The sequence below is a fragment of the Geminocystis sp. genome (assembly GCF_041753295.1).
Lineage (GTDB): Bacteria > Cyanobacteriota > Cyanobacteriia > Cyanobacteriales > Cyanobacteriaceae > Geminocystis.
Genome location: NZ_JBGSUU010000104.1, coordinates 74,255 through 95,433, shown reverse-complemented (window position 1 = coordinate 95,433; position 21,179 = coordinate 74,255). Strand labels below are relative to the sequence as shown.

16 protein-coding genes are annotated in these 21,179 nt (G+C 30.4%); 10 read left to right on the top strand and 6 right to left on the bottom strand.

The window, feature by feature from the left end; translation table 11 throughout:
* The first annotated feature begins 9 nt into the window (after positions 1-9).
* Positions 10-651, top strand: a complete 642-nt coding sequence (locus ACEW8E_RS12010) for an LON peptidase substrate-binding domain-containing protein (protein WP_373480584.1) — start codon at positions 10-12, stop codon at positions 649-651.
* Positions 652-1,144: 493 nt separating this feature from the next.
* On the opposite strand, the gene era is transcribed toward ACEW8E_RS12010, so the two are convergent.
* Together era and ACEW8E_RS12000 are read right to left on the bottom strand one after the other, a co-directional pair.
* Positions 1,145-2,077, bottom strand: a complete 933-nt coding sequence (era, locus tag ACEW8E_RS12005) for a GTPase Era (protein WP_373480583.1) — start codon at positions 2,075-2,077, stop codon at positions 1,145-1,147.
* Positions 2,070-3,194: a succinylglutamate desuccinylase/aspartoacylase family protein gene (locus ACEW8E_RS12000; RefSeq protein ID WP_373480582.1), complete on the bottom strand. Its 1,125-nt coding sequence runs from the start codon at positions 3,192-3,194 to the stop codon at positions 2,070-2,072. Before ACEW8E_RS12000 ends, era begins: the two co-directional genes overlap by 8 nt.
* A 129-nt stretch (positions 3,195-3,323) precedes the next feature.
* Here ACEW8E_RS12000 and ACEW8E_RS11995 point away from each other — a divergent pair, with 129 nt between their 5' ends.
* The 4 genes from ACEW8E_RS11995 (at position 3,324) to ACEW8E_RS11980 (ending at position 11,794) form a co-directional block, all read left to right on the top strand.
* Positions 3,324-4,310, top strand: coding sequence for a fructosamine kinase family protein (locus ACEW8E_RS11995; RefSeq protein WP_373480581.1), 987 nt, complete (start codon positions 3,324-3,326; stop codon positions 4,308-4,310).
* A gap of 242 nt (positions 4,311-4,552) precedes the next feature.
* Complete coding sequence (locus ACEW8E_RS11990) at positions 4,553-7,021, top strand: EAL domain-containing protein (RefSeq protein ID WP_373480580.1); 2,469 nt, start codon at positions 4,553-4,555, stop codon at positions 7,019-7,021.
* A 49-nt stretch (positions 7,022-7,070) separates the two neighbouring features.
* Positions 7,071-9,674 (top strand): EAL domain-containing protein, encoded by a 2,604-nt coding sequence (locus ACEW8E_RS11985; RefSeq protein WP_373480579.1) that lies wholly within the window; start codon positions 7,071-7,073, stop codon positions 9,672-9,674.
* Between the two features lie 8 nt (positions 9,675-9,682).
* Positions 9,683-11,794 (top strand): EAL domain-containing protein, encoded by a 2,112-nt coding sequence (locus ACEW8E_RS11980; RefSeq protein ID WP_373480578.1) that lies wholly within the window; start codon positions 9,683-9,685, stop codon positions 11,792-11,794.
* Positions 11,795-11,852: 58 nt separating this feature from the next.
* Here ACEW8E_RS11980 and ACEW8E_RS11975 read toward each other — a convergent pair whose 3' ends face one another.
* The 4 genes from ACEW8E_RS11975 to holA form a co-directional block, all read right to left on the bottom strand.
* Positions 11,853-13,370 carry a phosphomannomutase/phosphoglucomutase gene (locus ACEW8E_RS11975; RefSeq protein ID WP_373480577.1) on the bottom strand — a complete coding sequence of 506 codons (1,518 nt, stop codon included), beginning with the start codon at positions 13,368-13,370 and terminating at the stop codon, positions 11,853-11,855.
* Between the two features lie 133 nt (positions 13,371-13,503).
* Positions 13,504-15,078 (bottom strand): calcium-binding protein, encoded by a 1,575-nt coding sequence (locus ACEW8E_RS11970; protein ID WP_373480576.1) that lies wholly within the window; start codon positions 15,076-15,078, stop codon positions 13,504-13,506.
* Positions 15,079-15,274: 196 nt separating this feature from the next.
* Positions 15,275-16,378: a metallophosphoesterase gene (locus ACEW8E_RS11965; RefSeq protein ID WP_373480575.1), complete on the bottom strand. Its 1,104-nt coding sequence runs from the start codon at positions 16,376-16,378 to the stop codon at positions 15,275-15,277.
* On the bottom strand, positions 16,371-17,345 hold the full coding sequence (holA, locus tag ACEW8E_RS11960) for a DNA polymerase III subunit delta (RefSeq protein WP_373480574.1): 975 nt from the start codon (positions 17,343-17,345) through the stop codon (positions 16,371-16,373). The genes ACEW8E_RS11965 and holA overlap by 8 nt, the downstream gene beginning before the upstream one ends.
* A gap of 209 nt (positions 17,346-17,554) precedes the next feature.
* Here holA and ACEW8E_RS11955 point away from each other — a divergent pair, with 209 nt between their 5' ends.
* The 5 genes from ACEW8E_RS11955 to ACEW8E_RS11935 all read left to right on the top strand — a co-directional run bounded on the left by ACEW8E_RS11955 (position 17,555) and on the right by ACEW8E_RS11935 (position 21,178).
* The gene (locus ACEW8E_RS11955; protein ID WP_373480573.1) at positions 17,555-18,055 is read left to right on the top strand and encodes a cupin domain-containing protein; all 501 of its coding nucleotides are present in this window, start codon (positions 17,555-17,557) and stop codon (positions 18,053-18,055) included.
* Between the two features lie 127 nt (positions 18,056-18,182).
* Positions 18,183-18,956 carry a DUF1868 domain-containing protein gene (locus ACEW8E_RS11950; RefSeq protein ID WP_373480572.1) on the top strand — a complete coding sequence of 258 codons (774 nt, stop codon included), beginning with the start codon at positions 18,183-18,185 and terminating at the stop codon, positions 18,954-18,956.
* A 140-nt stretch (positions 18,957-19,096) separates the two neighbouring features.
* Positions 19,097-19,780, top strand: coding sequence for a precorrin-8X methylmutase (locus ACEW8E_RS11945; RefSeq protein ID WP_373480571.1), 684 nt, complete (start codon positions 19,097-19,099; stop codon positions 19,778-19,780).
* 228 nt (positions 19,781-20,008) lie between these two features.
* Entirely contained in the window at positions 20,009-20,581 is a 573-nt protein-coding gene (gene hemJ / locus ACEW8E_RS11940; protein WP_373480570.1) for a protoporphyrinogen oxidase HemJ, read from the top strand.
* 66 nt (positions 20,582-20,647) lie between these two features.
* Positions 20,648-21,178: a hypothetical protein gene (locus ACEW8E_RS11935; RefSeq protein ID WP_373480569.1), complete on the top strand. Its 531-nt coding sequence runs from the start codon at positions 20,648-20,650 to the stop codon at positions 21,176-21,178.
* The last annotated feature ends 1 nt before the right edge of the window (position 21,179 follow it).

Sequence of the window (21,179 nt, the reverse complement as noted above, 5' to 3'; positions counted from 1 at the left end):
GTAAAAATCATGGCATCTTCTTCCATCGCAGTTAGAGAATTACCTTTATTTCCACTTCCCGAAGTTGTTTTATTTCCGGGGCGCCCTTTACCCTTACATATTTTTGAATTTCGTTATCGGATGATGATCAATACAATTTTAGAATATGATCGTCGTTTTGGCGTACTGATGATCGATCCCAATAATGGAGAAATTGCTAATATTGGTTGTTGTGCAGAAATTATCCATTTTGAAAAATTGCCTGATGATCGTATGAAAGTGTTAACCTTAGGACAACAAAGATTTCGAGTTTTAGAATATACCAGAGAAAAACCTTATCGAGTCGCTTTGGTTGAATGGTTTGAAGATTATTCCACCGATACAAATTTACGAGGTAAAGCTAAAGAAGTGACTACATTACTTCACGATGTTGTTAAGTTGTCAGGAAAATTAACAGATCAAAAAATTGAATTACCCGAAAATTTACCTACTTTACCCTTAGAATTATCTTATTGGGTTGCAAGTAATCTTTATGGAGTAGCAATAGAACAACAAGCATTATTAGAAATACAAGATACTGGCGAACGTTTACAAAGAGAAGCTGACATTTTAGAAACCACAAGAGGTAATTTAGCCGCTCGTACTGCTTTAAAAGACGCTTTTAAAAATTAGTAAATAGGAGAAATCCCGATTAATCAATCAAGTTTTTAATACCTTCACCCTTAATTTTAAAATATTTTCTGACTGATTTGTTGAACAACTCATTATTAAGCTAATCCTTTTTTTGCGATGTCACCATAAAAAAAACGAAAAAAAATCAGAAAAGCTCTTGTCAATGGTTGACTTTTATGATATTATTTATATAGTCGGAATATTGACTTTTTTAGGTATCAAGACGCAGATTTCCATTATCATATATACTATATATTACTGCGAAGAAAAAAGGAAAAGTCAAGGCAAAAAATGAAATTTTTTTTCACCGCTTAATTAGGAGAGAGGGGTTGTAAAATTCCGAAGGGTCATTTTTTTAAGATTTCTTACATCAAACGGGGATAGTTGTGGTAATTTTTACTCAAAAATGTAAGACTTTTTGCCAATATTTTTTGTATTTATATCTTCTGCATAAAACCTGAAACCTGAAACCTATTCCCCAAAGCCTAATTAATTAATTTTTATCTACTTGATAACCAAATTCAGCTAATCTTAAGCGAGATTGTCGCCATTTTGGTTCAACTTTAACGAATAATTCTAAATAGACTTTACCGCTTAATAATTTTTGCATTTGTTGACGAGAAGCTGTACCAATTTCTTTTAACATACTTCCTTTTTGTCCAATCATAATAGATTTTTGAGAATTTCTTTCGACACTAATAGCGGCATAAATTTTAGTAATTTTTTGACTTTCTTCCATTTTTTCCACCGTGACGGCAACGGAATGGGGTATTTCTTCCTTAGTTAATAATAATATTTGTTCTCGAATTAATTCGCCGATAATAAATCTTTCCGGTTGATCTGTAACTAAATCAGGAGGATAATAATAAGGACCAAAATCTAATTTTGTGATTAATTTTTCTTGTAAATTTTCTAATCCTTCCCCTGTTAGTGCAGAAAACTCCACCATTTGCCAATTTTCTTGACAGATTTCTTGATAACTGTCTCTTAATTTATCTTTTTTTTCTCCCTGTAAATCTGTTTTATTTAAGCCTAAAATTATCGGTGTTTTACTATTTTGTAATAATTCAGTAATATATCTATCTCCACCTCCTACAACAAAAGAGGCATCTACTACAAATAAGACGACATCCACATTATTGATAGCAGATACGGCATTTTGTACTAAAACTCTACCTAATTCATGGTGTGGCTTATGAATGCCGGGGGTGTCAACGAAAATAATTTGTGCATCGGCGGTGGTTAAAATGCCTCGTAAACGATTACGGGTAGTTTGTGGCACGGGAGATGTAATAGCGATTTTCTCCCCTACTAATCGATTCATAAGGGTGGATTTACCCACATTTGGGCGCCCGATAATAGCAATAAAACCAGACTTAAATTCGGGAGAAGCAACAGGAATAACAGGCAAAAAGGGGTTAGACATGGGGAAAAATACCTAAAATATACTCGCCTTGATTAACAGTATCGTTAATAGAGACATCATAAATAATGCCTTCATCTACAGATTTAATCTCCATTATAATGGGGAGATCGCCATTTTTAGGAAATGATAAAAGTTGATAGAGTACGTCTTCATAAGTAACTTTTGTGCCTTCGGATAATCGATGACGAATAATTCCTCCTTGAGGTGCATAATAGTGTTTGAGGTTATTTTTATTAACAAACTGAGTCGTTTTTTGTGGTATTATTACATCTAAATTAAGCATTTTTTTTGCAGATAGATAATTAATAATTCCTTTGATACCTTTATTAACAGATGCTTGATTAACTGTCATACCAGAGCCTAATTCTAATGTCCATGATTCCACATCAAAAGTAATATTTCTTCCTTGTTGAATAAATTTTTTCTCTAAAATTAACCAAGGATTTAAAAAGGCTTCATCGAAAGCATTACCATCATATTTATTCATTAATATACCATAATCAAAGAGAAAATAATCAGCATTTTTTTGACGAGAATCAAAACAATAAATATAATCAATAGCTTTTACACTAGAACTATGAAGGTCAATGATATAATTAGCATCTAAAGAAAGAGAATGTAAAATATTGCGATAATGTTCAGAAAAAGAAATACCTCTATTTTGATTAATAGATTTTAGTTTATTATTAAATTTAATTAATATTTGATTTAAAAAATTTTGCTGTATTTCTTCCTTAGTTAAATTAAGATTATCTTTAACAAACTTATTAATATTAACCTTTTCATGACTATAATCCCAAAAAATACGATTCCAATTAAGTCCATCGTAAGGGCTAAATCTGCCTGTCGAAAAGAATAAATTACGTTGATTAACGGCAGTAGGATTGCACATTGGCACTAAGAAAATTTCGCCGTGAAGAGTATCCTCATTTAACTGACTAAAGAATTTAATTAATTCATAAATAACAGCATTTCCGACAATTTCTCCTCCATGTAAATTACTTTGAATATAAACTTTTTTTGTGCCTGTTTTACCTTTAAAATGATAAGTTTTTAACTGCAAAATATCACCACTAGCTAAAGTTTGGAGATTAATTAATTTAGTAATAGGATTCATAAATATTTAGTTAATAAAATAGAATTATTTTAATTTTATGCAATAATCTGATCAATAAAAATTTTAAAATTATCGATGATTATCCAAACTTAATATAAGATAAAAATAAACGATAACAAAGATTATAGTATGTGGTTAGAAATTCTTAATGCTATTAACAATAATATAAATTCAAAATTTGAGTTAATAAATTATAAATCCGTTGGCGGTGGTTGTATTAATCAGGCTTATCAACTTATTGGTAAGGATAAAAGCTATTTTGTAAAGTTAAATAATCCTTCACAGATGGAAATGTTTAAAGCTGAAGCTGTGGGTTTAGAAGAAATTTATCAAACTAATACTGTTATTGTACCAAAACCTATTTGCTATGGTGTTACCAAAAATAATAGTTATCTTGTTTTAGAATACTTGAATTTAGGGCGTGGTAATAATCAATCATGGTTAAAAATGGGGCAAAAATTAGCCTTATTACATCAGTTTAAATTTAATAAGGAGGAGGAAAAAGTCTCTAAAATTGAGGATTTAAAACCATCTTTCTTGAGTAAGGAGGAAGAAAAAGTCTCCAAAGGAAGATATTTAGAAGGGTTAACATCTTCTAGTTATGGTAACAAATATGGTTATTTTGGTTGGCATATTAATAATACTATCGGTTCAACGCCACAAATTAATGATTGGTGCAATAATTGGGGAGATTTTTTTGCAGATAAAAGAATTGGTTATCAACTGAAGTTAGCTAATCAACGAGGGGGTAACTTTTCTAACTCTGAAGAAATTATCGAAAAAGTTAGACAAAATTTAGCTAATCATAATCCGTCACCTTCTTTAGTACATGGTGATTTATGGTCTGGCAATGCAGGATTTACAGATAAGGGGGAGGGGACAATTTTTGATCCTGCGTGTTACTATGGTGATCGAGAAGTAGATATTGCCATGACAGAATTATTCGGCGGTTTTCCTGATGGTTTTTATGATGGTTATAATCAACAATGGGCGTTAAATGATGGTTATAATCAGAGAAAAAATATCTACAATTTATATCATATTCTCAACCATTTTAATTTGTTTGGTGGTGGTTATGAATCTCAAGCCCAAAGAATTATTAAATCTTTCTCTTGATGATAAATAATTGTCATCGTGAATTATTAGTCAATAATAAAAAAAAGAAATCGGCAAATCTTGCTATAACTCAAAGCTAAAAGCTGAAGACTGACAGTTAATCAAAAATTGTTAATTCTTCATTGAAGTTACTATCCTTTCCCAACTAATTTATAATGGATTAAGGTGATAAGGCAGAATAATAAATGATTAAGAAATATTAATATTTATTGCGTTATATTAATTATTGTGGGTAAAATTACATGAGTGAAGTACAGGAATTTCGTCACATTTTAGTCATAGAAGATCGTAAAGGTAGAAGAATCGTCTCTCTGGAGGAAAGTAACTACACTTTAGGTAGAGATTCACATAATCCTATTATCCTTTATGATTATCAAGTTTCTCGTACTCATGCTACTTTAATTCGTAAAATCAATGATGATGATAATAATGGTTTTTCTTATCGCATTATGGATGGAGATTTACAAGGGAAAAAAAGTACTAACGGTATTTTAATTAATGGACATTCTAGCATTTCCCATGAGTTAAAACATGGTGATACCATCCGTTTTGCTAATGAAGCTAAAGCTAATTATTATATTATTCCCACAGATTCAGGTATTGATTTATTTAATCCCGACGGTTTAGATAAAATTAATCCTTCTCGTGTTACTCTGACTAATCAATCTAGCGAAACTATGATTGGTAAACAAGAAGAGTCTAGTAATACAGAAGATCAACAAGAGTTAATTCGTCTTGCTTCTTTTCCTGAATTAAGTCCGAATCCCATTATTGAGTTAGATTGGGATGGTAATATTACTTATGTTAATCCTGCGGCTAGTATTAAGTTTGACACTATTTATGATGACAAATTAGATCATCCTATTCTCTCTGGGTTGTTAACAGAATATAATAATCGTCAGGGTAATTTATTTTTACGAGAAGTTAAAATTGGTGCAGAAGTTTTTGAGCAATATGTTCATTATCTTTCTGAAAAGAAGTTAATTAGATGTTATATTTTTGATTTTACTAAAAGGAAACAAGCAGAAGGACAATTAAGGGAAAGTGAAGCTCGTTATCGTGCTATTGTGCGTCAAACTTCGGAAGGAATTTTCTTAGCTTATACCAGCAATAGGCGGATTATTGAAGCTAATGATGCCTATATCAAACTTTTAGGTTATTCTAGCGAAGAAATTACTAACTTAACTCTTTATAATATTATTGCTAGTGATTTAACGGGTTTTAATCAAGATTTAACTAATGTTTTAGAAACTAAACAAGATTTTGTCGGACAATATTTATATCGTTGTAAAGATGGTAGTCTCATTAATTTGGAATCTAGTGTTAGTTTTATTAACTATCAAAATAAGGATATTTTTTGTTTTGTGGTAAGAAATATTCAACCTTCCCAAAATACTGGTTTAGCTACTTATCCTGTTTTTCATGATTCTCTTACTTGTTTACCTAATCAAAAGTTATTTAATGAACAATTAGCTGTGGCGATCGCCAATGCGGAACGTTATCAATATTTAATGGGAGTAATAGTAGCACAAATCAATAATTTTAATGAATATAAACAGAATAATAGTGTTGAATTAGCAGACAGATTAATTAGAAACTTTGCGCAAACATTACAATCTTGTTTAAGGGTAGGAGATTTAATTGCGAGATGGGATGATAATAAATTTATAGTTTTATTTCCCCGCATAAAAGGGCCAAGAGATCCAGCTAAAATAGCGAAAAAAATGTCTTCAACATTAGAGCAATTTTTACAAGAATCTTCTATCAATATAAAACTAAATTTGAATATAAGTTTATCTATTTATCCCATTGATGGTGACGAACTTTCACTGTTTATTAAAAATAGTTTAACAACTTTAGAACAAACTAAAACAGTAAATAATAATTATGGTGTAACAGGATTTTCTATTAGTCCGAAAACTGCTAGTTTATTAAAGTTAGAAAATTTAATTGGTAGTGCCATTAAAGAACAACAATTCTTCTTATGTTATCAACCACAAATAGATACTTTGACAGGAAAATTAACGGGTTTAGAAGCATTATTACGGTGGGATCATCCAGAATTAGGTAAAGTGACTCCTCGTCATTTTTTACGATTAACCGAAGAAACTGATTTTATGTTACCTTTAGGATTATGGATATTACAAACCGCTACTTTAAATATAAATACATGGAAAAAGGAAAATATTTCGCCACTTCCTATAGGGGTTAATATTTCTGCAAGACAGTTTTCTCAACCTAATTTTGTGGAAATGATCGAGAAAATTTTAGACCAAAGTGAACTACCACCAGAATTATTAGAATTAGAAATTACTGAAAATTGCTTTCTCCAAAATGCAGAATCAGCTTACGAAATTTTAGCTCAATTATCTGCTTTAAAAGTTCGTTTATGTTTTGACAATTTTGGTGCAGGAAATTCCGCTTTAGTTCATTTACAAAAAGTGTCTTTTGATACAATAAAAATTAGTCCTAGCGTGGTTAATCAATTAGAAGAAAATATTAAATACAAAGCGCTCATTCAAGGAATGGCAGTTTTTTGTCAAGGTTATGGTAGTCGATTGGTAGCTGTAGGTATAGAAAAATTAGAACAAATGGAATTACTTAGAGATTTAGGTTGTCTGGAAATTCAGGGTAATTTATTTAGTCGCCCTTTACCTTTTAAAGAAGCAACTAATTTTCTTCATAAATCGGAGTATTCTATCATGAATTAACTATTAACAATTAATTATCGAAGTTACATTATTATTATTTTAAAATCCTATGAATAGCGACTATATAAAAACAAGTTTAAATAAAGATTTACAAACTACAACTCATGTTTTAGTATTAGAAGATGAAAATTCAAGACAAACTATTATTTTAGAGGAAGCAAATTATTCCATAGGAAGAGATCCTCGTAATAAAATTCCTTTAATCTCAAAAAAAGTATCCCGTTTTCATGCCACTTTATTACGTCGAACGGATATGAAAAATAGGGCTTTTTCTTATTGGCTTTTAGACGGTGATTTACAAGGTAATCGTAGCACAAATGGGATATTTATTAATGATAAAAGATGTTTAGTTCAAGAGTTAAAACACGAAGATATAATTCGCTTTGGTTTAGAAATTCAAGGTAGTTATTATGTGTTAAATAATATATCTGATTTAGCTTTATTACAATCGGGAGATTTTCAGCAATCGGTGGAATCTGAAAGTACTATTCGTAGTAATAATAAAATACAGACTCAAAGTCAAAATGCGACTCAACATCGTGAGATGAAACAGACATTAGTGATTTCTGAACCTAATATGGAATCAGGAGATAGCGATACTTTCAGTGTCAGAAACTCTAACGGTGATTCTGAGATTACAAAATTAGCTTCTTTTCCTGAATTAAGTCCAAATCCGATCATTGAAATGGATTGGGAAGGGAAAATTACTTATCTAAATCCTTCGGCAGTGACTAAATTTCCTGAATTAAAAAATAGTCCGATAACGGAAAATCATCCTCTTTTATTAGGTTTAATTAAAAATATTGAAAATCATGGTAAAAATAATAAATTATTTGTAAGAGAAGTTACCATAAAAGATCAAGTTTTTGAACAATATATTCATTATTTATCGGACAAAAAATTAATTAGAAGTTATGTTTTTGATTTTACGAAAAGAAAGGTTTTAGAAACTCAATTAAAAGAAAGTGAGCAAAGATATAAAGCGTTTATTAGTCAAACCAAAGAAGGAATTTTTTTAGTAGATGCTAATAACAAAAAGATTTTAGAAGCAAACAATGCTTTAGCTGATTTACTTGGTTATGGTTTAGAGGAAGTTTATTCTTTAAAATTATATGATTTAATTGATCTTAATACCGCCACTTTAGATGAACAGATTGACTTAATTTTAGCCTCCAAAAAAGAAAAAAACTTTTTGAAACAATTTAATTATCAAAGTAAAAATAAATTATTAGTTGAACTAGAATCTAATATTACTTGGGTTAGCTACGGAGATCAAACCATACTTTCTTTTGCAGTGCGTCCTGCTACAAAAAATATTCATCAAGAGACGTTTATTCAAGAACAGGGATTATATGATTTAGAAACAGGTTTACCGAATCGGCAATTATTTATGGAACAGTTTAATACTGCCATTGCTAATAGTCGTCGTTATACGGGTTTATTGTGCATAATTTTCCTTGAATTAGAAATTTTGGAAGAAAATCAAGAAAACCTTTCCTATAGCCTGAAATCGAATATTTTAGATGGTTTCGGGAAACGTTTAAGAGCGTCTTTACGTTCGGGGGATACCGTAGCACACTGGGAATTATCACAGTTTATTTGTCTTTTACCTCAAGTTAGAAGTATTAAAGATGTCGGAAGAGTTTGTAATCGGATGTTAGAATCTTTAAAACCGCCATTTTTTCTCGAAAATAAAAAAATACATATAAAAAGTGGTATGGGTATCGCCATTAAATCTCAAGAAGCGACAAATGTAACAGCAGAGATTTTACTTAATCAAGGACAAACTGCATTATTTAAGAGTAAAGAAGCAGGAAGTAATAATTATAAATTCTTTGATCCTAAAATACAGGTAGAAATTGAAAGATTACTGAGAATTGAAAAATTATTAGCCCACGCTTTGCATAGAAATGAGTTTTCATTATATTATCAGCCACAAATTGACACGGAAAACTATACTATAACAGGGTTAGAAGCGTTAATTAGATGGGATCATCCTGATTTAGGTAGAGTTACTCCAGATCAATTTATTCCTTTAGCAGAAGAAACAGGTTTAATTGTACCTATCGGAGAATGGGTAATTGAAACCGCTTGTCTTCAAAGACAATTGTGGCAAAGAGATAATTTGAATTTAACAAATCAACCAATTTGTATTAACATATCTAATCAGCAATTTCATCAACCTAATTTTGCGGGAATGATTAAAAATATTTTATATAAAATTCAAATAGATCCCAATTTATTAGAGTTAGAAATTACAGAAAAAACCATCGGTGGAGATATAGAATTAGCGGCAAAAACATTGACAGAATTAACACTATTAGGAGTAAGAGTGGCTTTAGATGATTTTGGTAGTGGTAGTTCGGCTTTAGGTTATTTAAAACAATTTCAGTTTTCCACTTTAAAAATTGATCTTCCTATTATACAAAATTTTATCAATAATAATCAAGATAAAGCTATGATTACGGCAATGATTGCCATTGCAGAAAGTTTTAATTTGAGGGTAGTAGCTGAGGGAGTAGAAACAAAAGCACAAGTTGAAAAATTATTACAATTAGGATGCAAAGAAATACAAGGTAATTGGTTAAGTGTACCTGTCAATGTCGAGGAAATAACTACATTTTTAGCACGTTCTAATTATGATTTAGAGTAAATATATTTATGCCTAATCCCAATCAAAAAAAAAATCATTTTTTATTCCTATCTCCTGAAAATTGTAGCGAACAAATAGTAATTTCTTTAACCGAAAGTGTTTATTCTATAGGTCGTCATTCTGATAGTAATATTAAATTATATTCCGAAGCTGTATCGAGAAATCATGCCACTTTAATCAGAAAAGAGATAGGAAAAGATAACAGTTCATATATTTTAATTGATGGTGATTTAAAAGGACAAAGAAGTCAAAATGGTATTGTCGTTAACGAAAAAAAAACTATTTATCATCAACTAGAAGATGGTGATATTATTATGTTTGGTAGCAGTGAAATAAAAGCTATTTATAAACAAGAAAATGCGTTATCAGAATATTTCCCTTTTTGTGATTTAAACTCAAAAATTCAGCAAAATAATATAGCTTTATCTTCTGAATTAACAAGAGAACAATTACAAAATACTTTAATTCTTTCGGAAGAAAATCTCAATCAAAATCTTAGTCAAAAAGATATTAAAAGGTTAGCTTCTTTTCCTGAATTGTCTCCAAATCCCATTATAGAATTTGATCTTAATGGCAAAATAATTTATAGTAATCCTGCTGCAAATTTATGTTTTAGTGAATTATTTAATGAAGATAATATTACTAACCCTTTAATTGCTGGTTTAACTCGTAATACTAATCAGATTAACGGAGAATTGATTATTAGAGAAATAAAAATTAAAGATAAATATTTTGACCAATATATACATTATTTATCAAAACAAAACTTTATTAGGAGCTATATTTTTGATATTACTAAACGTAAAATTTCAGAAAAAAAACTAAAATATCAGGCTTTTCATGATTCTTTAACAGGTATTCCTAATCGAGAATTTTTTTATTGGAAATTAGAACAATATCTTAATAATGTTAAAACAAATAATGAGCAACTTGCTATTTTTTTTATTGATATAGATCGCTTTAAAAATATCAACGAAACTTTAAATCATACAACAGGAGATAAACTATTAGAAAATTTCTCTTATCGTCTAGTTTCTAACCTTCCAGAAGATTGTTTTCTCGCACGGTGGGGAGGAGATGAATTTACTGTCATTGTGCCTTTAAAGGATAATTTACCCAGAATAAATCAAATTGCACAAAAGATTATTAATAGTTTAAAAGAACCTTTTATCATAAAAAAATATACTATTTACGTTACTTGTAGTATTGGCGTTTCTATTTATCCTAAAGATGGTTTAGAAGAAAAAACTTTAATTAAAAATGCCGATATAGCCTTATTTCGAGCTAAACAAATGGGTAAAAATAATTGTCAGTTTTATACAACTCAATTAAGCGGTGAACAGATGTTATTATTTGAGTTAGAAAATAGGTTATATAACGCTTTAGATAATCAAGAATTATTCTTAAATTTTCAGCCACAATTAGACTTAAATACTAATAAAATTAGTGCTTTAGAAGTTTTATTACGTTGGCAACATCCAGATTTAGGAGTGGTTTCTCCATCAAAATTTATTCCTTTAGCGGAAGAGACAGGTTTAATTATTCCTATTGGTGAATGGGTTTTAGAAACTGCTTGTTTGCAAGGGAAAAAATGGCAAGATTTAGGTTATCCTAAAATGGTGATAGCTGTTAATGTTTCTGTTAAACAATTTCAACAAGATAATTTCATTCAACAAGTCAAAAATATTTTACATAAAACACAATTTAATCCTGAATATTTAGAACTAGAAATTACCGAAACTATTTTAATGCAAAATGTAGATAAAACTGAAATTATTATTAATGAATTATCACAACTAGGAGTAAAATTTTCTTTAGATGATTTTGGTACGGGTTATTCTTCTCTTAGTTACTTAAAAAAATTCCCTTTTAATGTTGTTAAAATAGATCAATCTTTTATCACTGATTTAGCAATTAATGAACAAGATCAAGCCCTAGTTTCCGCAGTAATTACTTTAGCTAAAGGCTATAAAATGAAAGTAGTAGCTGAGGGAGTAGAAACAGATAATCAAAAAAAATTATTGAAACAACTTAAATGTGATTTTATTCAAGGTTGGTTAATAAGTAAACCATTTAGAGAAGAAGATTTATTAGCTTTTTTAAACAAATTAATAAATTAGGAATTTAGAATTTATAATGATAAAGACGTAGCAGACTACGCCTCTACTAAAAGTTTGTTTATTGATGATAATTTAATTCTTCAAATTGATCAAAAAATGTCCATAAACGACTAGCTATTTTATTTACTCCACCTTCAATATTTGTTTCTATATTTAAGGGTAAAACTGGATCATGAAGAGATAAACGTAATAAAAACCACCCTTTTTCTGATTCATTTTCACAAGAAATCCTAATACCTTCATAATTATTAGGCACAATATTCCAGTCAGTTTGACTAGCACTAAATGCTGTTAATTTTTCGATAATTTGAGTTCCATATTCTTTAAAATTTTCTGCGGTAATTATTAACCTAAATTCTTCACTTTCTACGGGTTCTTTTAGTCTATTAATTAAGTCAATTAAATTTTTATTTTCTAGGTTTAATTTAGCCAATTCGATTAATAATTTAGTAACTAAATATGCACCATCATCGAGAAAATAATTTTCTTTTAACGCAGCGTGTCCCGAAGTTTCGATGGCTAACCATGATTCTACACCCTCTTGATTTAACCGTAAAGCCTCATTAATTACATTTTTATAACCTCTTTTAAAACGATGATGTTTTCCCTTTAATTCTTCTTCGATAAATTGAGTTAAACCATCGGAAGTAATAGAATCAGTAACAATAGTACTTTGTGGATGTTCTTTTAAAATTATGGCACTAATTAAGGCTATTAATTTATTACGATTTAATTCTTTTCCTTGACTATCAACGGCGGCACTGCGATCTACATCAGTATCAAATATAATACCAAAATCTGCTTGATGATTAATCACCGCCCCAGAAATGGACATCATAGCTTCTTTATTTTCAGGGTTAGGAATATGATTGGGAAAATTACCATCAGGATTTAAAAATTGACTGCCTTGTATATCTGCACCTAAAGGTAACAAAACTTTTGTAGCATAAAAACCACCAGCACCATTTCCTGCATCTAAAATAATTTTCAAGCCTTGTAAGGGAGTTTCATAATTATCAGGATGGTTAACAGATTCTCGAATTTTGGTGACAAATTGGTTAGCATAAACCGACATAAAATCACGTTTTTCGATGTTACCTTTTTCTTCAATTTTCGGAAACTCTCCTTTTTGTGCTATGGCAAGAATTTCGGTAATATCTTGTTTTTCTAAACCTCCTTTATCGGTAAAAAACTTCAAGCCGTTACGATTAAAAGGCAGATGACTAGCGGTTAACATAATTGCACCGGCACACTTATAACCTTCTGTAATCGTACTCATAAACATAGCAGGAGTGGAAGCCATGGCAAAATCATACACCTTTACCCCTAAACTGGCGATCGCATTGAGAGAAGCATTCATTAAAGTTTCACCCGATAAACGACTATCCCTACCTATAGAAATAGTTAACTTAGAAGTGGGTTTATGTTTTTGTTGACTTAACCATAAAGAAAAAGCCTTGCCAATAATGGCGACAACTTCAGGAGTGAGGTTAACTTCTTCTCCTGCTACTCCCGTTAAAGCAACACCTCGAATATCAGAGCCATTTTGCAGTTTTTGCCAGTTAATTTCTGTCATGATTGATAAGTTTGGGTAAATAAAATATTGTCACTTTCATTATCAATCAGTTTTTCTTCAGTTAATCAAAAAAAGTGCAAGGATGAATATTTACCACCTAAATATAATCATTAGGAGGATTTTTCAAAATAACTTAAGCAAAGAAAAATTGAGCCGTATTTGCAACATCTAAACTGCTACCATTAACACTTAATTCAGCGCTAGAAAATCCTGTAGTATCTTTTATAGTAACTAAAAGGTTTCCTGTACCGAAATCTCCGTCACCAGAAATACCATTTCCTAATCGTAATTCTGTATTAAAACCAGATACTTTAACATCGATAAATGAGATATTTGTGAAACTTAATTTATCGCTTCCTTTAACAAATTCGTTAATAGTGTCAACACCACTTCCTAAACTATAGCGAACAATATCACTCATACGATCATTGCGACCTAAATTGAGGGTATCATTACCACTATCACCCGTGAGGATGTCTGAACCACTACCACCAGTAAGAATATCATTATTATTCCCACCAGTAAGAATATCATTGTTATTACCACCATTAATGGTATCGTTACCGTTACCACCTCTTAAGTCGTCATTATTATCCCCACCGAATAAATTATCATTGCCAATACCACCATTTAAAGTATCGTTACCGTTTTCACCTCTCAAGTCATCATTACCATTATCCCCCGTTAAAATGTCGTTACCAACGCTACCACTTAAGTGATCATTACCTTCATTTCCGAATAAGTGATCATTACCGTTACCACCATTAATGGTATCGTTACCATTATCTCCTCTTAAATCATCGTTACCGTTATTACCGTTTAAAGTATCATTACCAATGCTACCGCTTAGACTATCATTACCTTCATTTCCGAATAAATGATCACTTCCATTACCACCATTAAGAGAATCATTACCGTTACCACCATCAAGGGAGTCATTATCGTTACCACCGTTTAAAGTATCGTTACCATTATGACCGTTTAAACTATCATTACCAGTGCTACCGCTTAAACTATCGTTACCTTCGTTGCCGAATAAATCATCACTTCCGCTACCACCATCAAGGGAATCGTTACCGTTATCACCATTTAAGTCATCGTTACCGTTATTACCTGTTAAAGTGTCATTCCCAACACTACCGCTTAAACTATCGTTACCTTCGTTGCCGAATAAATCATCACTTCCGCTACCACCATCAAGGGAATCGTTACCGTTATCACCATTTAAGTCATCGTTACCGTTATTACCGTTTAAAGTATCATTACCAGTGCTACCACTTAAACTATCATTACCTTCGTTGCCGAATAAATGATCACTTCCATTACCACCATCAAGGGAATCATCACCGTTATCACCTCTTAAATCGTCATCACCTTCGTTACCAAATAAATCATCATTACCATTACCACCATTAACGGAATCATCACCGTTATCACCTCTTAAATCGTCATCACCTTCGTTACCAAATAAATCATCATTACCGTTACCGCCATTAACGGAATCATCGCCATTATCACCCCTTAAGTCGTCATTACTTTCGTCGCCGAATAAATCATCATTATCGTTACCGCCATTAACGGAATCATCACCGTTATCACCCCTTAAGTCATCATTGTCGTCATTACGATAGAAAAAACTATTTCTAGCATTATTTTGTAAATCATCAGCAACAAAACCATCTATTAAACCAGTAATATTTATACTCATAATCTTTATTTCACTTTAAATTTGTTTATTTATCTTCACTTTATCCAAAGAAAGTAAAGAAGTAGGGAAGATAATCAAAGAATAAAAATATTAAAATCAATTCTGTAGAGTCGAATTAGTTTAAAAGTAACGATAATTGCTATTAATAAAAACTTGAAACTCAGCAAATATAACTCAACTCATTATATCTTCGCCATTACTTCGGAATATCTCGACGATAAATTATACCGTTATGTCCTTTGATAAATCTTGGTAATTCTTTATTATCAATTAAGTCTAACTTTAGCATATCATAAGTAGTATAATTTGTCAAGTTATCTTCATTAAAATTAACGTCAATCACCGTTATAGTTTTTCTCGGTGTAGTATTAGTATTTAATAGTTGACGAGGACCTGAACCTAAAGCACCTGTATGTAATAATTGTAAATCTTCTTTGTGGGCGGGATAATAGGCGTGTTGATGTCCACTAATATAAGTATGTACGTTATATTTTTTGAGTAATGTTATTAATTTTTCAGAATTATTTAACACTTCACCAACTTTATCTCTACCTTTAGCCACGGCGTAGAAGGGTAAATGTCCGATAATCATTCTCATTTTAGCCTCTTGAGCAGTTTTTGAAGATAGGCTTTTTTCTACCCATGCCAGTTTATCATCAGGAATATTACTGGTTGAACCATCCCATACTAAGAAAAAAATTCCCTGTTGTTCAAAGGTATAGTAAAAAGGGAATAAATTGCTATCTATAAAGTTAAGGTTGGAATTATGACTAGGATTTTGCCAATATTCTACCGCTAAATCTCTCTCTTGTTGAAAAGTAAATTTATTGTTACTAATAGCACCTGATGCGTCATGATTACCTATAGTAAAGCCGAAAGGAATCTTTAAATCTCTTATCGGTTGGGCGATTTGACTATCAAAAGCCTTCCACATTCCTTGAATTTGTGAGGGAGTTAAGGTGGATTTTTGCCCTGCTATCATATCTCCACTAGATAATATTAGATCAGGTTGCCAAAAAGGAATCATTTTCAAAGCTAAGTGTACCTCTTTTTCGTATTCTGTTGAACCATAGGCACTATTTAAGTCACTAATTACTAATAATCTTACATCACCTCGTGGAGGTTGTATCGGGTTATATTTGTCAATTATTTCCTGTATTTCGGGAGAAAATTTAGTTTTTGCTATTACTTTTTTATTTATTATATTTTTAGGGTAATAGCTAGTTAAAATAATGGTAACTAAGGCTAAAATAGTTACTATTAATAATTTTTGTTTTTTACTTTTATTTGTTTTAAACATTACACAATTCTATCACTTTTGTTTCTAAGGTATTTAAAGGCTCTGCCCCTAATTTTAAACTTGCTTCTAATTCTAGTAAAATAGGTAAACTTGATAATAGTTGTTTTCCTGATATATTTTTGATTTCTTGTCTTAAAAAATAGATTCTTTTTGGATTACTTATATCTGCTGATTCTGCAATTTTTTTCTCATCTTTTTCTCCTGATTCGATCATACTTTTTACTATCGCCCAAGTGCGAAATTGCCCCACTAAGGTGGCTACTATTCTTAATGGAGATTCATTTAAGGTAATTAAATCATTAACCAATTCCAAGGCATAAGGTATATTTCTATTCAGAATTACTTGAGCTAATTGTAAACTATTTTGAGTACTAACATTTACTAATTTTTTAACTGTTTCTTCCTCAATTGGTAACTTATTTTCTCCTTGATAAATCGATAATTTGTCTAATTCTTGGGATAATAATCGGCTATCATTTCCGACACAATTTGCTAAAATTTTGATAGCATTTTGGGTTAATTTTATCTGCTTCTGAGCTGCGGTTTCTTCTACTTTTTTTATTAAAATTTCTGTTTGCCAAGGAGAAATTAAGCTAAACTCAATTACTTTTGCATATTTATTAATTAATTTTGTACTTTTTATTCTACCATCTGGTTTTTTTGTGCTAGTTAACAGTAAATGAGTTGTTTCTGGAATTTGGGGAATTGTGCCTTGTAATTGAGTCAATAATTCTTCTGAACAATTTTGACAGATATTTGTCTCAAATAACCATACAAGGCGATCGCCGTTGCCAAAAGGAGGAGTCATCCCCTGCATTAAAGCCGAGACAATAGAATCTTCCTTATCTCCGGCTAGTTTGTCAAAATTGAACGAAATCCAGTTAGAATCTAGGTTATCTTGTTTAAGGAGTGAAATTGCCTGATTCATGGCAAAATCATCTTCACCCCAATATAAATAAATTGGCATAGTTATATAGAAGTTAGGTTATCTATTATGGTTAATGGATTATTTTATGTCAATGGCACACAGTGATATAAGTAAGTAGATAAGATTAATTGTATGTTTACTTTATCTACTTATGCACTTATGCAAAAAAGATGATTAGTTATTTTGATTAATTTTAAAATATACAATCCCTAAATGTTTTAATACTTATTAAATAAAATTGAGCGTTTATGAATGGAGAATATTGGATTAAAAAATTAAATTTACAAAAACATCCTGAAGGAGGATATTATCGAGAAACTTATCGAAGTAAAGACATTATTAATCAAGATAAATTATTAATAAGATATAATGATTCAAGAAATGTTAGTACTGCTATTTATTATCTATTATTAGGGGAAGAATTTTCTGCTTTTCATAAACTTAAAAGTGATGAAATTTTCCATTTTTATAGTGGTTCAACTTTATTAGTTTATATTATAGATAATCAAGGAGAATGTCATGAATTTAAAGTTGGTAATAATCCAGATAATGATGAAGTTTTACAATTAGTTATTCCGCAGGGTTGCTGGTTTGCTTCTTATGTTAGTCAACCTCAATCTTATAGTTTAATTGGTTGCACTGTCTCACCTGGGTTTAATTTTGAAGATTTTACTTTGGGAAACTCAGAAGAATTAATCACATTATATCCTCATCATATTGATATTATTACAAAATTAACTCATAAATAACTAAATGTATTTAATTGACAGGAAAAACATGATTAATTTATAATTGAAAAGAAATAATGAAAAGATAAAATCATTAAAAATAAACTAACATAAATTTAATATCACTAATAGAAAAGGAATAAAAAATATGCAGGGAAATTATCAAAGTTATGTTAACAAAGTTGTACAAATGACTATCCCGACTAATTATAAACAGCAGTTAAAAAATATTCAGTCATCTCCTAAATTTATCCATGGAAAACCCGTAGAATTTCCGGGATTTAGTGTTATCACTCCTCCCTATGCAGAAGATGATTATAATCAAGAATTTTATCAAAATTTACAACTTATTTCATCACAATTAACCGAAAAACTAGGAGAAGATTTTTTCCTCGGTTTACCTTCAGAAAGTTTCCACTTAACCTTAGCTGATTTAATTTGGGATAAAAGTTATCTTAATGCAGTGAAAGAAAATCCTAATTTTGATGATATACTAATTTCTGAAATAGCTAAAATTTTTAAAGAATATCAATCTTTAATCCCTGAAAATCAATCCTTAGAATTAGAAATTATTGGCTTATCTATTTTCCCTAGAGCAATAGCTGTATGTCTTGTACCCACTGAGTCTAGTTATGAGCTTATTATTAAATTACGTCAATTAATCTATCAAAATGAAGAAATAATTAATCTGGGTATTGAGCAACATTATGATTTTGCAGCCCATGTAACTTTAGGTTATTTTAATCAAATAGATGATAATATTAATTCAGAGAAAATAGAATCTATAATCAAAGAAATTAACTATTTATTAATAGATGATTCCACACCAATTTTTAAATTAAAAGAGTTTGAAATTAGAAAATTTACCAATATGATTAATTATACTCGTCAACCAGAATGGGCAACTGTTAAAGTTAATTAACCATAAGTTATTAATGATTAGGAATTAACAATTAGCGATTAAAACTCTTAATTTTGAATGATGATTATAAACTGTACTACTTATCAAATAAATAACTATTATATTTAATTATTTTACTTTATTAAACTATTATTTAACTCTTGAAAAATCTGACAAATCCCATTATTGAAAAAAGTTTTACCATTATTGATGATATTATCGGGAGTCATCATCTTACTGCCTCAGAATATAATATCGCTCGTCGCATTATTCACACTACCGCCGACTTTGATTTTTTAAACCTTCTTCTATGTAGTGATAATGTCATAGATATTGCCATTGCCGCTTTAAAAGCAAAAACTCCCATAATAACCGATGTCAGTATGGTAAAAGAAGGTATCCGCAATATGGTAGCAAAAACCTATGAAAACGAGATCATTGTAGCGGTAAAACAAGCAAAACAAGCAAAAAAAGGACAAACTTTGACAGAAACAGGTTTATTACAATGTTGCGAAAAATATCCTCAAGGAATTTATGTCATCGGTAATGCACCAACGGCTTTAATTGCTTTATGTAAACAATGGGAGTCACAAAAAATAAACCCCTCTTTCGTAATTGGTGCACCAGTGGGATTCGTTTCAGTGTTAGAATCTAAGGCATATTTAGCTAAGTTAGATATTCCTCAAATACAAATTATAGGTCATAAAGGCGGTTCAACGGTAGCAGCGGCAATTATTAACGCTTTACTGGTTATGTCTAAGGATTATGAGACAGACAATAGCAATATTGACGGAGGGGGAGGAGGCAACAATGAATCTAAAAAGACGATAAGGAAGAAGATATAAAAGATATAGTGATTTTTTTATGGGTTTAAATACTATTTTATGACTAAGTGAAATCTACTTTTTTCAAGAACAATTAGTTGAGTTTACCTCTTTTGCATCTAATTAAGAATAATTATAAAATTTATTAATTGCAAATTGTCAATAGCCTCTTGGCGACTAAAATAAAATGGTGTAACTTTTGAGCAAATAAAGTTAATAATAACTATTACAAGAAATTTTATCAAAATTATGGCTTACTATTGGTATAAAGCATTTCATCTTATCGGTATTGTGGTTTGGTTTGCAGGTTTATTTTATCTAGTCAGACTTTTTGTTTACCATGCCGAAGCACAAGAGAAACCTGAACCAGCTCAAACTATTTTAAAACAGCAATATGAAATCATGGAAAAACGCCTTTACAATATCATTACCACTCCCGGAATGATTGTAACGGTATCTATGGCTATTGGATTAATCACTACTGAACCTGAAGTGTTAAAATCTGGTTGGTTACATATCAAATTTCTATTTGTAGGTTTATTGTTAATTTATCATTTTTGGTGTGGTAAAATTATTAAACAATTGGAAAAGGGTGAAAATACATGGAGTGGACAAAAATTCCGTGCTTTAAATGAAGCTCCCACTATTTTACTATTAGTTATTGTTTTATTAGCTATCTTTAAAAATAATTTACCTTTAGATATAACCACATGGTTAATTGTTGCTTTAGTTATTGTGATGGCGGTTACTATTCAACTTTACGCAAAAAAACGGCGGGAAAATGAAGCAAAACTTAATCAAGAAAATCTAGTTAATAATTAAAAGAAAAAACTAGCTATTTTTGCTATGTTTGCTAATATTAGTTAGTCTCTATCTCAGATTATCTCTATGTTAGTTCAAAATAATCTCCCTTCTAAACAAAGTAACCTTCGGGTTATCAAAAATAGATCTTTTCTGCGTCACCCAGACAACAAAGAATTAAAAAATAAACCTCATTCTTTGAAAAAGGGAAACTTATCATCTTCTACTTTAGTCGTCAGTCAGATAAATCAAAATAAACCTTTCTGGCTAAAAAGTATGATGTTGATGGGAAATACTTCGTCACTTTTATGTTATGTTAGCGTGGGAATAGCTTTAGTTATGTATGGAATGACGGTATATGCACCAAAACAATGGACAGAAAAATATCATCAATTACAAGATTTACAAAAACAAGAAAGACAATTTAGTTTTACGGATGAAATAATTAAAAATCAATTAGCGGAGTCCGCTAGTAAATCTGGTTCGGGTTTGGTAAATCCAGATCCCACTAAACCGCCGATTTTTTTACCGAATATAACTCCTAAATCGATTGTCTTAAAATCCTCTAATATTCCCGAACCAAAACAGATAGATAAAATTTCCCCCATCGCATATTAAT